The sequence below is a fragment of the Streptomyces sp. NPDC057950 genome (assembly GCF_042887295.1).
In the GTDB taxonomy this organism is placed as follows: domain Bacteria; phylum Actinomycetota; class Actinomycetes; order Streptomycetales; family Streptomycetaceae; genus Streptomyces; species Streptomyces kaempferi.
In genome coordinates this window covers 23,299-36,308 of sequence record NZ_JBHVPP010000029.1, presented here as the reverse complement: position 1 = coordinate 36,308, position 13,010 = coordinate 23,299, and the positions used below count along the sequence as shown (strand labels likewise).

The 13,010-nt window shown below is 69.4% G+C and carries 12 protein-coding genes; 4 read left to right on the top strand and 8 right to left on the bottom strand.

The window, feature by feature from the left end; genetic code table 11:
* Positions 1–241: 241 nt before the first annotated feature.
* The 6 genes from ACFVTC_RS36850 to ACFVTC_RS36825 form a co-directional block, all read right to left on the bottom strand.
* Entirely contained in the window at positions 242–676 is a 435-nt protein-coding gene (locus ACFVTC_RS36850) for a cold shock domain-containing protein (RefSeq protein WP_390133229.1), read from the bottom strand.
* Positions 673–1,224, bottom strand: a complete 552-nt coding sequence (locus ACFVTC_RS36845; RefSeq protein WP_390133227.1) for an RNA polymerase sigma factor — start codon at positions 1,222–1,224, stop codon at positions 673–675. The genes ACFVTC_RS36850 and ACFVTC_RS36845 overlap by 4 nt, the downstream gene beginning before the upstream one ends.
* A gap of 483 nt (positions 1,225–1,707) precedes the next feature.
* Complete coding sequence (locus ACFVTC_RS36840) at positions 1,708–2,775, bottom strand: ATP/GTP-binding protein (protein WP_390133225.1); 1,068 nt, start codon at positions 2,773–2,775, stop codon at positions 1,708–1,710.
* A complete protein-coding gene (locus tag ACFVTC_RS36835) occupies positions 2,775–5,159 on the bottom strand; it encodes a Mu transposase C-terminal domain-containing protein (RefSeq protein ID WP_390133223.1) in 2,385 nt (794 codons plus the stop codon). The genes ACFVTC_RS36840 and ACFVTC_RS36835 overlap by 1 nt, the downstream gene beginning before the upstream one ends.
* Complete coding sequence (locus tag ACFVTC_RS36830) at positions 5,156–5,863, bottom strand: hypothetical protein (protein ID WP_390133221.1); 708 nt, start codon at positions 5,861–5,863, stop codon at positions 5,156–5,158. The genes ACFVTC_RS36835 and ACFVTC_RS36830 overlap by 4 nt, the downstream gene beginning before the upstream one ends.
* A 211-nt stretch (positions 5,864–6,074) precedes the next feature.
* Positions 6,075–7,097, bottom strand: a complete 1,023-nt coding sequence (locus tag ACFVTC_RS36825; protein WP_390133219.1) for a TniQ family protein — start codon at positions 7,095–7,097, stop codon at positions 6,075–6,077.
* 268 nt (positions 7,098–7,365) lie between these two features.
* Between ACFVTC_RS36825 and ACFVTC_RS36820 the strand changes: the two genes are divergently transcribed.
* On the top strand, positions 7,366–9,714 hold the full coding sequence (locus tag ACFVTC_RS36820; RefSeq protein ID WP_390133217.1) for a Helicase associated domain protein: 2,349 nt from the start codon (positions 7,366–7,368) through the stop codon (positions 9,712–9,714).
* A gap of 30 nt (positions 9,715–9,744) precedes the next feature.
* Here the strand turns inward: ACFVTC_RS36820 and ACFVTC_RS36815 are convergent, their stop codons facing one another.
* Complete coding sequence (locus tag ACFVTC_RS36815) at positions 9,745–10,362, bottom strand: hypothetical protein (RefSeq protein WP_390133215.1); 618 nt, start codon at positions 10,360–10,362, stop codon at positions 9,745–9,747.
* A gap of 429 nt (positions 10,363–10,791) precedes the next feature.
* Here ACFVTC_RS36815 and ACFVTC_RS36810 point away from each other — a divergent pair, with 429 nt between their 5' ends.
* Both ACFVTC_RS36810 and ACFVTC_RS36805 read left to right on the top strand, forming a co-directional pair.
* Complete coding sequence (locus tag ACFVTC_RS36810; protein ID WP_390133213.1) at positions 10,792–10,938, top strand: helix-turn-helix domain-containing protein; 147 nt, start codon at positions 10,792–10,794, stop codon at positions 10,936–10,938.
* Positions 10,939–11,127: 189 nt separating this feature from the next.
* On the top strand, positions 11,128–11,322 hold the full coding sequence (locus ACFVTC_RS36805; protein ID WP_390133212.1) for a hypothetical protein: 195 nt from the start codon (positions 11,128–11,130) through the stop codon (positions 11,320–11,322).
* Between the two features lie 76 nt (positions 11,323–11,398).
* On the opposite strand, the gene ACFVTC_RS36800 is transcribed toward ACFVTC_RS36805, so the two are convergent.
* Complete coding sequence (locus tag ACFVTC_RS36800; protein WP_390133210.1) at positions 11,399–12,433, bottom strand: hypothetical protein; 1,035 nt, start codon at positions 12,431–12,433, stop codon at positions 11,399–11,401.
* A 177-nt stretch (positions 12,434–12,610) separates the two neighbouring features.
* On the opposite strand from ACFVTC_RS36800, the gene ACFVTC_RS36795 reads away from it, so the two are divergent.
* Positions 12,611–12,874 (top strand): helix-turn-helix transcriptional regulator, encoded by a 264-nt coding sequence (locus tag ACFVTC_RS36795; RefSeq protein ID WP_359439829.1) that lies wholly within the window; start codon positions 12,611–12,613, stop codon positions 12,872–12,874.
* Positions 12,875–13,010: the final 136 nt, after the last annotated feature.

Sequence of the window (13,010 nt, the reverse complement as noted above, 5' to 3'; positions counted from 1 at the left end):
ACCGACAGCCGCCGATCACGCCCCCGCCGCAGTTGGCGCGCCAGGGCTGCGGCGCTCTCGACGACTACCGGTCGACCGCGTCCACCACCGAGCCCAGCCCCTGCCCGTCGATGCTGCGGCAGGATCCCGGGCCGCCCGCTAGCTTTCCAGCTGGCTTGCCTCACCACTACATTCCGTTTGGCGAGTTCAGGGATTGCCTTCGGATCAGCCGGACTCGGTGTTTCTCGTGCCATGCCTCTGGTCAGTGGTCCGGCAGCCTGAGCAGACGCACGTCGCTGGCCCGGCCGTTTTCGATCACGAACTCGACCTGTTCTCCGGGTTTCGGTGCCCGCAGGAAGACTTTGAAGTCCTGGCAGTGGACCGGGACTTCGTGTCCTTGGGACACGGCGATGTAGCCCATGCCCTCGCGGGAGTCGAACCACTTGATGCGGCCCGTCAGCACTGCGCTGCCCAGCGAGAGCTCCGTGTGTGGATCGCGGGTCCGATGATCGTCGTCGGGCAGCTGTACGTGGCGGGGCATCGCATGTGCCCTCTGGATCACCTGGCTGAGCGCGTCGCCCATGCTGATCACATTGTGCAGGGAGTCCACTGCGGAGTCGGACACGGCCTCGACGTACTTGTCGAACGCCTGGTCCTGCAGTTCGTCCTTGTCAACGGCGTCCCATGGAGTGGTCATTTGTCACCCCCCGTGAACCAGTCGCGATTTTCATTGAGGGTTTCCTTGAGTTTTTTTCGTGCCAGGTGAAGATTCGACCGGACCCGGCCGGCGTCGACCTTGAGCAGATCCGAGATCTCCGGAATGCTGAATCCGTCGTAGTGCCAGGCCATTACTTCGCGCTGCCGTTCGGGCAACTGTGCAATGGCGTCGAGGACTTGCTTCTCCTCGTCGAGGAGCTTGAGCTGGTCGAACGAGGGGAAGTAGATCCACTTTGCTTCGGCCGCTCGTCGGACGTCTTCGTTGGAACGTTGCCTTTGTGCCCGGTAGTTAAGCAGGGCGGCCCGCCTCACGTACTTTGCCGGATCATCGATGCCGTCCCATCGCTGGAACGATCCCACGAACGCGCTCTGCGTCGCATCCCACGCGTCGTCCCATGTTGCACCGTTCTTGTACACGAACAAGACGATGCGTTTGACCTCTGACGCGTAGAACTCCGTGAAGCTCGGCTGGCTGGCCCAGGTGCGCGGAGGGAATTTGGCGTGGTCGCCGGGCGTGTTCAGGTCCAAGGCGCACTCCTTGTGGCTACTACTCCCTGGTCCTCATGGTGCCACCGTGCAGCCGGCCAGGAGCACATCATGAAGTCATCCTGCCCGGAGCCGGACCAGGCGATCATGCCGCCGTCGGGAAGTAGGGGAATGACCGTTCGCAAGAGGTCCTGGCGTGTTTTTGCTTCTCGCTGGCTGATCCAGGCCCTGACAAGGGTGCCCGGGTATGGGTACAGATATCGCAGAGCCAAGAGCCACATTGCGCTCAGGCTCACCACGGCCGGTTCGGCCATCTGATCCTCCTCGCTCGAAGACCGGGCCCTAAGGCGCAGTCATTAGGTAAGAGCGAGACGATCACGGATTCATCAAGTGCCTGCCGGATACACCATTTTTCGGTGGGTGCAGCCCCGCTCCCGCCAGGGATGCTCCAGCAGGCGATGATTTGCTGGTGGAGTTGGCTGCCGGTGTCGGTATGTGCAGAGTGCCCGTGCAGGGGGCGAGCCGTCAGTCGTCGTCGGGGTCGTTGCGGCCGACGATCATGTTGTCGAGGGCTTCTTGGGTGATGGCTTCGGTCTCGTCTTCGATGGCTTGCTGGGCGGTCTGGCAGATGAGCTGGTCGAGGGTGTCCATGTAGCCGCCGGTGCGTGCGTGGAGTTCCTCCTCGAGGTCCAGCAGCGCGCCGGGCTTGTGGTTGTAGAGCCGGAGGTTGCGGTCGTAGCGTTGCACCACGCCCCGCCATCCCCCTTCCTGCCCCGCGTGCAGGGGGATGGGGCTGATCCGCATGACGGGCAGACTGCTGCGGAACTGTTCGGAGGTGCGGGGGCGTTCGCTGCGGCGGCGGTTGTGCAGGCCTTCGTTGACGATGTCGGTGGCGCTGCGGCCGCTGTAGATGACGGAGACGCGCAGGCGGGCCTGGAGGCAGTCGAAGTAGTCGAAGGCGGTGGCCAGGTCGCTGTCGTGGATGCGGTCGACACCGTCGATGAGGATCAGGGAGGTACGGCTTTCCCGCATGGCGTGCACGACCGGTTCGGTCATGTCGGTACTGCGGTAGGTCCGCTTGTCGATGTTGATGGTGTGGTCCATGCCGAAGAAGTCCGCGAAGGGCAGGGACCAGTCCATGTTGCTCTCGTGGCGCGGTGGGACGTTGATGTAGACCACGGGGGTCCACTCATCGTCTGGTCGGCGTTCGGTCTCAAGCACCCCCTGGTAGGCGCGTCCGATCTGCAACGCCAGCGTGGTCTTGCCGGCGCACCCTTCGATGATCATGCTCATGCGTTTGCCGGTCGGCCGGAACCGGTTGGTGCGCAGGGTGCGCCGTGCGTCCTTCAGCCCCTGGGTCACGTCGGGAGTGCTGACGGGGATCATCTCCCCGTGGTAGATCATCCGCGGGTCGGTATCGGTGACCTTCGTGCCCTTGGGGGCGCAGTCCTGCAGATCCGGCGGCTCGAGTTTGCGGTGCACGAAGTCCATGAATCCCTCCCGCACCGTGAGCAGTTCGGGATCCAGCGGCGCCCACCGCGCAGCGAGAGCTGTGGGGGCGGCTGATTTCGGGGCGGTGCGCGCAGCGTCCATCACGTCTCCTGCGGGTCTTGGCCGGGCGGTGGCGAGTCGTGGTCGGGCCGTGGCTCAGGCTTCTCGGACGGATCCGGTGCCAGTTCCCGGAAGATGTCGCCGGCTGATCCGCCCAGGCTGTGTCCTCCCGCCGGGGCGGGACGGCGCCGCGGCGGCCGCGCCTGGACCGGCGATGCAGACGAGGCGGCGCGGTCGGGCGCAGCGGGCGGCAGTGCGGCACGGCTGCCGGGGAAGAGGTCCTTGGCATCGATGTTGAGGGACGGTGCGGGCGTCACGCTGCCAGGTTCGGCCCGGGTGATCCCCGCGTACGGGTTGACCGGTGTTTCGGTGATCTCCAGAGGCTGCGGAACGAACGAGGCCACCGGCTTGGCGGAGGTGGGGGCGGGGGAGGGGCCGCGTCGTGCGCGGGCCAGGAGATCGTCCACGGCCCGGGCGACTTCCTCCTCGCTGCCTTCCCGGCCGACGAGGTCGGCAACGAGGTCGGCGGCCTTATCCCACAGGTACTCGGTCCAGGAGTCGCGGATCAGGTGCTGGTACTTGAAGTCGAAGGGCACCCACGGACTGCGGGCGGGGTCGTTGTCGACCGTGTGGTCGTACAGCCACACCCTGCTGGGCTCGTAGGGGTTGTAGTAGACCGGCCAGCGCCGGCCCTGTCCCTTGATGCCGGTGTGGCGGTTCTTGAACTCCCGGATGCGGTGGCTGACATACGTACGATTACCGATCTTGATGCCGTCGCGGGTGACGGTCCGCTTCGCTTGGAGGAGCAGCTTGCGGCTCTCATCCGGTGTGACCGGCCGCGGTACGGCGCCTTCCACGGCCACCGCCGTCGCATACATCTGGTTCGGCGTGAGGACCAGAGAGGGGAGGAAGGGTGAGCGCAGTCCTTCGTGCGGCCGCCGCTGCCACTCGGTGACCACCCACTCGTGCCACAGGTCCTGCAGCTCGTTCAGCGTCCACAGGCGTTCCTTCTCGACGTCCTTGCCGCGCGTGGCCAGCTTGTTGCCGGTGTAGCCGGTGACGAACTGGGCGAACATGCTCTTGACCGAGGCGTTGGTGCGTTCGATGACCGCCTTGTCGGTGGGGGTGCGCTCCCTGGCGGACTCCACCTCGATGCCGAGCATGCTGCACACGTCGCGGAAGTGCCGGGCTTTGAAGATCTTGGCGTTGTCGACGACCACCGTCTTCGGGCGGATGACCGGCCGGGCCGCGGCGCCGGCCATCCGCGGATCGCGGGCCAGCATCTGTGCGTAGGGCAATTCCGAGTTGGCGGCCATCGCCTGCGGCGACCAGCCGGGGCGCGCCGCGAGCGGCGCCATCGCCTGGCCCAGCAGCAGCGCGGCGTCCAGCGACTTGGTGCTGCGGCCGCCGCGGCGCCGGCTGCCCGGCCCCTTCTTCCGGCCCGACGACTTGGGAACGATCATTCCGGCGATGAAGCTGCGGCTCAGGATGTCGAGAGCGTAGGTCAGCTCCACTGCTACGGGACGCCCGTCATCGCCGCGCGCCAGGACGTCCAGCCCGGTGCCGTCGATCTCCACGCGCTCGCCCAGCAACGACACCGGCGCCGGATGGTAGGGAGGCTCGGGCGGGGCGGTCGCGTCACTGCCCTGCCCGGGCGCAGCCTCCAGTGACTCCTTCGAGATCCCCAGCCGCTTGAGCAGGTCGTAGAAAGTGGTGCGGGCCGGCATCAGCGCGCGGTACTCGTCCGGGTGCGCGCGCCGCAGCGCCGTACGCACCCGTTTGTACAGCCGGGAGAAGGTGCCCGCCGACGCGCCGCGCTGGGCTTTGTCCTCCTGGCGGATCAGCGCCACGACCCGCTCGTCGACGTTCCCGTTGACGGTGCTCGTGCGCAGCCACCGCTTGTCGACCAGGCCGAGCAGCCCGTGCGCTTCGTAGGCCAGGCATTTGCGCTGCACGGTGGCGACCGACCCGGTCAGGCCGGCTGCCGCCAGTTCGGCCGCCTTGAGGGCGTAGCGGGCGGTGCGGGTGGTGGTCGCGGGATCGTAGCCGTGCCGGGGAGTGAAGGCGCTGTTGCGGGCGCCGACGGGCCGGCCGGTCAGCACCTCCCGGACGTGTTTCTCCCAGCAGCGCACGTGCTCCAGCTGTTCTTTGTCCAGCCGGTCCAGCACGGACAGGTCCGGCACCGCTTCCGGCTCCTGCGGCATCCCGTCGGCCTTCAGCACGGCGAAGTCCGGGGCGGACACCAGGATGCGGACCAGCACCAGCGCGTCCTGGCCGCCGTCATCCATCGCCGCCAGGTGCACGTTGGCGCCCTGCAGGGCGCCCACCAGATAGCGGCCGCCCTTCCAGCGGACCGTCATCCCCGGCCGGAGCATCCCGGCCGGCTCGTCCGGGGCATCGACCGGCAGGGAAAGGACGGCGCTCATACTGCCGCCCCGGCCGCCCACACCACACTGTGGGGGGTCAGCGGCTCATCCCAGTGCGTCGTCAAATCCTGCGTCCACAGCAAGTGCCAGCTGCAGGCCCGGCCCTGACCGGGGGGAAGATCCACAGCATCGGCAACCCTGCTCAGAGGCCGGGGCCGGGCGAATGCCTCCAGCAGGACGGCCCTGGCACCCTCGTCGGCGAACTCGTCGTGCCGGAACTGCGAGACGATGTACACGTTGCGGCGCAGCTGGCCGCCCGGGGCGCGGGCGACCTCCACCTGCCATCCCGCCTCCACGCCAGTCATGCGGGCCACCGACCATTCCTGGTCATCGGGCTCCTTCCCGGCAGGGGAGTGCAGACAGAGCAGCTGCTGCCCCTCTACGGTGCGCGCCATGAACGCCGGGTTCACCACCCCCGCACGCTCACCCTCGCGCCATTCGACCTGCAGCGACGGCGCAGCCAGGTAGACGATGCGCGGATCACGGTCGAGGAACATGGCCGCGTACGCGTGCTCCCGGGACCGGCAGCCGACATCCTTCTTGGTGGTCGACGACCACCACTGCCGCACCTTCGACTTCCGACCCCGGTAGGCCCGCTGCTCGTGCAGCGCCGGCCATTCCTCCACCGGAAGTCCGCGCAGCGCCTGCGGAGCACAGAGGCGCTCACGCCCCATGTCGTCGCGGTAGCGCACCTGCAAGTCCACGCGCTGCTCCCCTCGCGCCGCACCGTGCCCTGCTGCGCGGCACACGTCCACCAGGCTCCGGTGCCTCTCCTGGTCTCGTGTGACGCGGCCGCAGGAGTTCACCCGAAAGAATGCAGATGCCCTTGTCGCCTTGACGGCGGTTTCCGATGCCCGAGACGTACCGCGCGCCTGCTCGGCCGAAGCCCGAGGCAGGCGTACGCGGCGCGGACGACTACAGAAACAGCCGGTCCATCGAGTTGGGCAGGCGCACCCACGGCAGGCACGTCAGGTCCTCCACCGGCGCCAAAGGGGAGGGCAGGGCATGACCTGTCGCTCTTCGCACTGCGGCGCTCGAGGGCACGCCCTCGCCGAAGAGCTGCGGCATTGGCTGCTTGAGCGGCCGGTGCTGGCGGTGCCAGACGGTCAGCGGCTCGACGAACCGGTGGCCGTGCCGGCTCGTTGTCCGCGCCAGCCAGTCCTGGTACTCGGTGCTGCCCAGAGCGCGGCTCAGGCGCCGCACCTCGAGCCAGGCCAGGTCCCGGGCCAGCAGCACCAGCCGGCTGAACTGCGCCAGCGGCCGCACCCGCTGCTCGCCCAGCGTTGCCGCCAGGACACCCCACTGCTTCGACTGCGCAGGCTCCTCGAGGTACCCGGAGCGCACGAGGATGGAACAGGCGTCCGCGAACACCCACCGCCCCGCAGGACCCAGGCGTTTGCGCATCCGGTTCAGGCGCTGCTGCGCGCGCACGACCTCTCCGAGGCCGCTGAGATCGATGTAGGGGTGCCTGGTGCTGCGGGAGTTGTCCGTCCAGCGCCGGTGACGCAGGCACACCTGCCAGGGGTCGGGAAGGATCAGCCAGGCGGGCGAGCGGGTGCCGCGGCGCGCCGCACACAGCGAGCAGGCCTGCACGATGTAGCCGGCCCGCGCGTCCCAGGGCCATTCCCAGTCGGCCTTGGCGTCCTCGGGCATGAGGAATTCGTCGCGCAGCCCGATCAGACGCTCCTGCATCTCGGCCACCGTGTGACCGGCCAGGGTCGCCAGCCGCTCGCGCGCGTAGCTGCTGACGTACATCTCGGTATACTGGGGATCGATCGGCATCGGGCCGGTGCCCATGCTCCGCAGCACTTCTTCCGCAGGGCGGTTGTTGCGGGCGGCCAGCCGCGTCACATACGAGCCGGTGGACTCGCCCTGCAAAAACCGCAGCCGCAGATGCATCCGGCGCAGCCCCAGCCACTGGTCCCGCTTCTCCGCCACGACGGCGCTCCTTCCGGGAGGTCCGGCTGCGGCCTCATCTAACTCCCGCCACCCGCCGCCAGGCAGCCACGGCCGGCGAAACGGTCCCACCTGGCACCCACCCGATCCCCGAGGCGACTTCCCACGCGCACGCGAAGAGAAGAAGAAGCAGATTCGATCAGTGCCGGCCGGACCATGCAGGGAAGCTGCCAGGCTCTCCAGGTGCAAACAGGCTGGTGAAGGTGCTCCGCGGGCACGCAGTTCCGCGAGAGGGGAGTCAGCGCGTCACATGTCGGGCCGTGTGGAGCTGCGCCCCCACCAACGAGAAGCCGTCGCCGCGGGAGTCAACGCCCTGAGCGGGACGCGGCATGCGGCCGTGACCATCATCGCCGCCTGCGGCACCGGCAAGACCCTCATCGGCAAGCGCGTCGCCGAGCACTTCGCTGAGCGCGGCCCCGTACTCGTTCTCGTCCCGACCCTCGAACTCCTGACCCAGACCGCGGCTCGCTGGCTGGCCGACGGCGGCTTCGACCAGCTCATCGGCGTGTGCTCACTGTCCGCCGTCCACGACCGCAGCCTGCGCGGCCGCCTCCTGCTCACCGGAAACGCCCAGGTACTGGCCCGGCGCGTCGCCGGGGGAGGACGCATCGCCGTCTTCGCCACCTACGCCTCCCTGCCCACCATCGCCGAGGCCCACCGCAGTGAACGGCTGCCGCCGTGGGCCTTCGCCCTGGCCGACGAAGCCCACCGCACCAGCGGCAGCTGGGACAAACGCTGGGCGCTCATCCACGACGACCGCGCCGTTCCGGCCGCGCACCGTCTCTACATGACCGCCACGCCCCGCAACTGGCGCACCACCCGAAAACCCAAGGGGCGCACCCGGATCGAACGGCTCGCCTCGATGGACGATCCCACCATCTACGGACCCGTCGTCTACAACCTGGACCTGGCGCAGGCGATCGAACGCGGCATCCTCGCCGACTACCAGCTCATCGTGCCCGAAGTCCACGACAGCATGCTGCGCGACATCCTCCACACACCCCTGCCCACCCCGCATCAGGACGGGCTGCGCCTGGCCGCGATGCAGGCAGCCCTGCTGATGTCCATGGCTGAACACGACGCGCGCCGGGTGCTGTCCTTCCACGGCCGGATCGCCGCCGCCCGCGGCTTCGTCGCCTCGCTGCCGGAGACCGCCGACGTGCTCGCCGACCGCACCGGCATCCGCAACCCCTGGGCGCAGGCCCTGCACTGCCGCCAGGCGCCCTGGCGACGCCAGCAGATCTTCCACGAGTTCGAACACTTCTCCGCCCACACCCCGGGCAGCACCGCCGCCGGCCACGACTGCGCCGTGCTCTCCAGTGTCCGCGTGCTGAGCGAAGGCGTCGACGCCCCTGCCACCGACGGCATCCTCATCGCCGATCCGCGCCGCAGCCCCAACCACATCGCCCAGGTCATCGGCCGGGCCCTGCGCCAACCTCCCGGCCAGGCCAAGTGCGCCTCCATCTTCATTCCCGTCTACATCGCACCCGGCCAGTCCACTTCGGAGGCCATGAAATCCTCCTCGTTCTCGGACTTCTGGTGCTTCTTCAACGGCCTCGCTATCTACGACACCGAGGCGTACCAGCGGTTCGCCCCCCGCACGAAGGCGCGACCACAGCCCCTTGCACCTCGCCCGCACCGTGCCGCCGAGGTCACCCGCACCCTGAGACTGCGCACCCACAAGTCCCCCAACAACGCCTTCTGGAAGGACGGCTTGGAGGCCGCCCAGGCCTTCCACGCCCGCCACCGTCACCTGAACGTCCCCAGCGAACACGTCACCAGCGACGGCCTGGCCCTGGGCCAGTGGATCGGCCAGCAACGCTCCCTCTACGCCGCAGACGCCCTGCCCGCCGACCGCATCGCCGCTCTCACCAGCATGGGACTGTCCTGGCCGCATCCCCCCGAAAGCTTCGAACACCACCTCACCCAGATCACCGCCTGCGCCGCCCGCCACGGCACCCTCGCCCTGGGAAAGTACGCCCACGGCGGCGACCGCCGCCTGGCCGCCTGGCTGGAGACCATGCGCCGCCGCGCCGACACCGGCCAGCTCGCCCCCGCCCGCATCGCCTCCCTCAACGCCATCGACCCCTTCTGGAACCCGCCCTGGAGCCTGCGCTGGCAGTACACCTACGCGCAGATCCGACGCCGCCTGACCACCAGTACCTGGCGCTGCACCTACCACCGCCACGACAGCCGCGACTCCGCCTGGGACAGCTGGCTGGACCGCCAGATCACCCACTCCCACCATCTGGAGCCCCAGCAGAAACATCTTCTGGCCGCCCTGGCTCGCGCCTGCCCCGACGCCCACCCCCACATCATGCTGCTGACCCGTCCCACCGGCTTGCGCGAGCGGGCCTTCAACCGTGGCCTGCGCGCGGCACGCCAGTACCACCAGCGTCACGGGCACCTCGACATGCCCAAGGACCACACCGAAGAGGTTGTCGGCGACCACAAGATCCACCTCGGTGCCTGGCTGGTCCGGCGGCGCAGGGACAGTGCCCAGATGACGCCCCGCCAGCAAGCCGGCCTGGCGGCTCTCGGCTTCGAGACGATGCCCGTCTTCCTGCCGCCCGCGCAGGCGTTCCCCGACGCGGCCTGACCCGACGACCGAGCGCCGGGCGGGCGGACTTCAGGCCTTGCCCTTGCCGTCGTTTCCGGCCTGTCCGGCAGCCGCAGCCGTGTCGGCCGAGAAGTAGGAGACACGCGAGCCGCGCTTGGCCCGCCGCACCCGCCCCTGCGCGACCAGCGCCTCCAGCGCGTGACGCATCGCAGGCTCCTTGATCCTGCGCGCGGGGTGCGCCCGGGCCAGTGCGGTGGCGACATCGTGCGACGCGCAGGGCTCACCGCGCCGGTTCAGCTCACCGACCACCAGATCCCGCAGCGTCGGCGCCTTCTTCGAGGCATTCGGAGTTTCCTCCGGTGCCAGGGCAGCCCGGCCACCATCAGCAGCAGCCGTGCTGTCGGTGTGCGGCACGGCGCCGGAGACGGGCGCAGCGGCAGGACTGCCGCCGGTCGTAGCTGCACTGCCCGGGCCCGGCTTTGGGCAGGCGGCGGGGAACTGACCCGAAAGGGCCTCCCGCATGCTCAGAAGCAGGGCGTGATTGTCCTCCAGGATGCGCAACTGATCCTGCAACGCGGTGATCTCCGCACCGACGCGCGCGCGGTCCTTCTCCACAAGCTCCAAGTCGGCATCGACCTTGGCCGTGTAGTCCGTTCTGAGGGTGAGAAGTTCCGAGACCGCTTCCACTGTGACTTCCAACCTCCCGCAGCAGCACACACTCCGGGCGACGCTAGCGCCCGCACCGCATGGCCTGGCCACCAAGAATGAAGTGCAACCACTCTCTGCCCGGCTGTGCGCATGTGTGATCAGTTACCGTCTTCGTCCGATCGGTTCCGCACTCCGCGGGGCATCGAGCCGCGATCTGGTGGACCGGCGTCGCTCGTGCGGGCTGCAGCCGGGACGAGCCCGTCGCGTCTCCCCGCAGCCTCCGCCGCGGAAAGGGGTACTCGGGCCCGCGCCGGAAATACTGCACCGTGGAAAGCGCGGAGTGCTGAGAGAGGGGCGAGGATGCGGGTGGCCTGCGGGTCGGGCGCGGACACCGAGGGCCGGCGTTGCAGAGGGCCGCGGACCGACGCGGTGCGCAACCGGACCAGGATCCTGGATGCCGCCTAGGACATGTTCGCCGAGCAAGGGCCGGAAGTATCCCTGGACGAGATCGCACACCGCGCGGGAGTCGGCAACGCCACCCTCTACCGCCACTTCTCCGGGCGAGACGCCCTTCTGACGGAAGTAACTCGAGCGGGTCGCCACGGCCGACGCTGACGCGGCAGAGGAAGCCGCCGCCCAGGAAGACGCCCCGTTTACCGCACTCAGCCGTTTCGTGCAGGCCGCGGCCCGCCACCGGCTTGCCTCCCTGTGCTGCCTGTCCGGCGAACTCGCCGGTGCGACCGGAACTGGTGCGCCAGCGCCAGAAGGACCACCTGCTGCACGCCGCGCAGCTGCTGCTGACCCGTGCACAGCAGGCGGGGCAAGGTGCGCACCGACGTGTCCCTGGAGAAGCTCATGACGGCCCTCACCCAGCTGGGTCGCCCGCTGCCGGGCGCCAGCTGGCCGGCCACCGACCAGTGCAGCCCGCGCATCGTGCAGCTCTACCTCGACGGCCTTCACGTTCCGGCCCGGCCTGAACCGGCAGCCCCCCGACCGTGACCATCTCATCCTTCGGGAGAGTGTCGGGGCAGTCTCGGCGGTGTGAGCTCAGCGGGGCAACGGGCCGGCCGCAGAGTCACCTTCCCAGTGTGGCGGCGCTGCTCGGTGTGCCGTGCCCGGGGAGATGCCAGGAGATCTCGTCGTGCTCCCTGCGGTGCTGCCAAGCGGCCAGGAGACGGGAGCGGACCAGTTGGTCGAGGAGATCCTCCACCTGCTGCGGGGACTGACCGCCCAGCCGGGCAAGGACGTCGAGCTCCGCACTTCCGAAGCTGCCGGACGTATGGGCCGCCAGGACCAGAGCGGTGAGCTGCACCGCGGGGGACATCCCGCGCGGCGCGACCAGCGGAACAGGGCACAGGGCCCAGTGCGCCGCACGGGCGCGGGCGCCGCGACCGGATGTCTGGGTCTGCATGTCCGCATCGAGCAGACACGCTTCCACGTGAGGACGCTGCGGCAGGGAAGAGCGGAGCCACCCGGCATGCTCCAGCTCGCGCCAGAGTTCGGCCCGGCCGTGCAGCCGCATGCTGCGCAGAAGACCGCTGGGGAACCGGACGCGGCCTCGGCCGTCGGCGCGCAGAGCGCACTGCAGGGCCAGCAGCCGGGCAGCGGGGGAGGAGAAGCGGGGCAACGCGACCCCGAGATAGGTGAGCATTTCCCGCACGCGCAGCCGCTCGCCCGGTCCGTGCGGGGGACGTGAGGGCCTGGGTGCCGCACCGGCCGGCCGCGCGCGTGCGGAGGCGAGCAGGGTGTCGGGTACGACGGCGGTGTTGATGGTGGCGGCCGCGCAGGCGGCGCACGCGTCCGCGAGGCGCCACACGCGGCCGCTGCGGTCGCAGGTCAGCGCCAGAAGCACGGGGCCGGCGCAGCCGCGGTGGCGCGGGTGCCAGGAGCAGTTGCGGGCCCGGCACTGGCAGGTCCGCAGATGCCTGGGCAGCACGTCCCGTCGGGCGTGGCGGGCCAGGTGCGTCAGGGCGACAGAGCGGGCCGAGGCGGCCTGCAGCCGGTAGCCGTGCAGCGTGCATTGCGGGCAGCTCAGGAGCGGCCCGTCCGGCTGCGGGTGCAGCCGGACCGTCCAGATGCGCTGCACCGTCTCGTGCGTGGAGAGCCTCATCGGGCTCGCGGTCCTCCGATCTGCGGGCCGTTGAACGTGTGCGTCCCAGACGCCGGGAGGCGGTGCGGGGAACGCCGCGCAGCGCCGGCCCCCGCATCGCCACTGTCACCCCTTCCCTAGCAAATAGTGCAGAGGTCTGCACTGACAGGGCAGGGTTCTGCACCGTCGGATGGTGGGGTGACGATCTTGCCGCCCGACCCCGACCTCACCGCGCTGCGCGTGACGCTCGCGCGCCTGAGGGTCGAGCGCAACTGGACCTTCGACGAACTCGCACGCCGTAGCGGACTGGCCCGGCGCACCCTCATCGACCTGGAACACGGCCGCACCACCGGCAGCGTCACCACCTGGCACGCCCTCGCCCACGCCCTCGACGTCTCCATCGACGAACTCCTCGGCTCCCTCTGCGCAGACCACACCCCACCCGGCACGCCGCAACTCTGAACCGCCCCTCAGGTTCCCCCGTCACCGCGGTGCGACATCACCTGAACAGGTGACAGGTCATCGAGCACACGTGCGTTCAGTCGTGCGGGCGTTCCCCGAGACTGCGCCATCCGCAGGACACTCCGAGGCGCTGTTC

What these genes read in the sequence shown, in the direction of transcription:
- ACFVTC_RS36850 (WP_390133229.1), bottom strand. Translation starts at nt 676, where the DNA reads ATGACCACTCCATGGGACGCCGTTGACAAGGACGAACTGCAGGACCAG.
- ACFVTC_RS36840 (WP_390133225.1), bottom strand. Translation starts at nt 2,775, where the DNA reads ATGGACGCTGCGCGCACCGCCCCGAAATCAGCCGCCCCCACAGCTCTC.
- ACFVTC_RS36835 (WP_390133223.1), bottom strand. Translation starts at nt 5,159, where the DNA reads ATGAGCGCCGTCCTTTCCCTGCCGGTCGATGCCCCGGACGAGCCGGCC.
- ACFVTC_RS36820 (WP_390133217.1), top strand. Translation starts at nt 7,366, where the DNA reads ATGTCGGGCCGTGTGGAGCTGCGCCCCCACCAACGAGAAGCCGTCGCC.
- ACFVTC_RS36810 (WP_390133213.1), top strand. Translation starts at nt 10,792, where the DNA reads ATGTTCGCCGAGCAAGGGCCGGAAGTATCCCTGGACGAGATCGCACAC.
- ACFVTC_RS36800 (WP_390133210.1), bottom strand. Translation starts at nt 12,433, where the DNA reads ATGAGGCTCTCCACGCACGAGACGGTGCAGCGCATCTGGACGGTCCGG.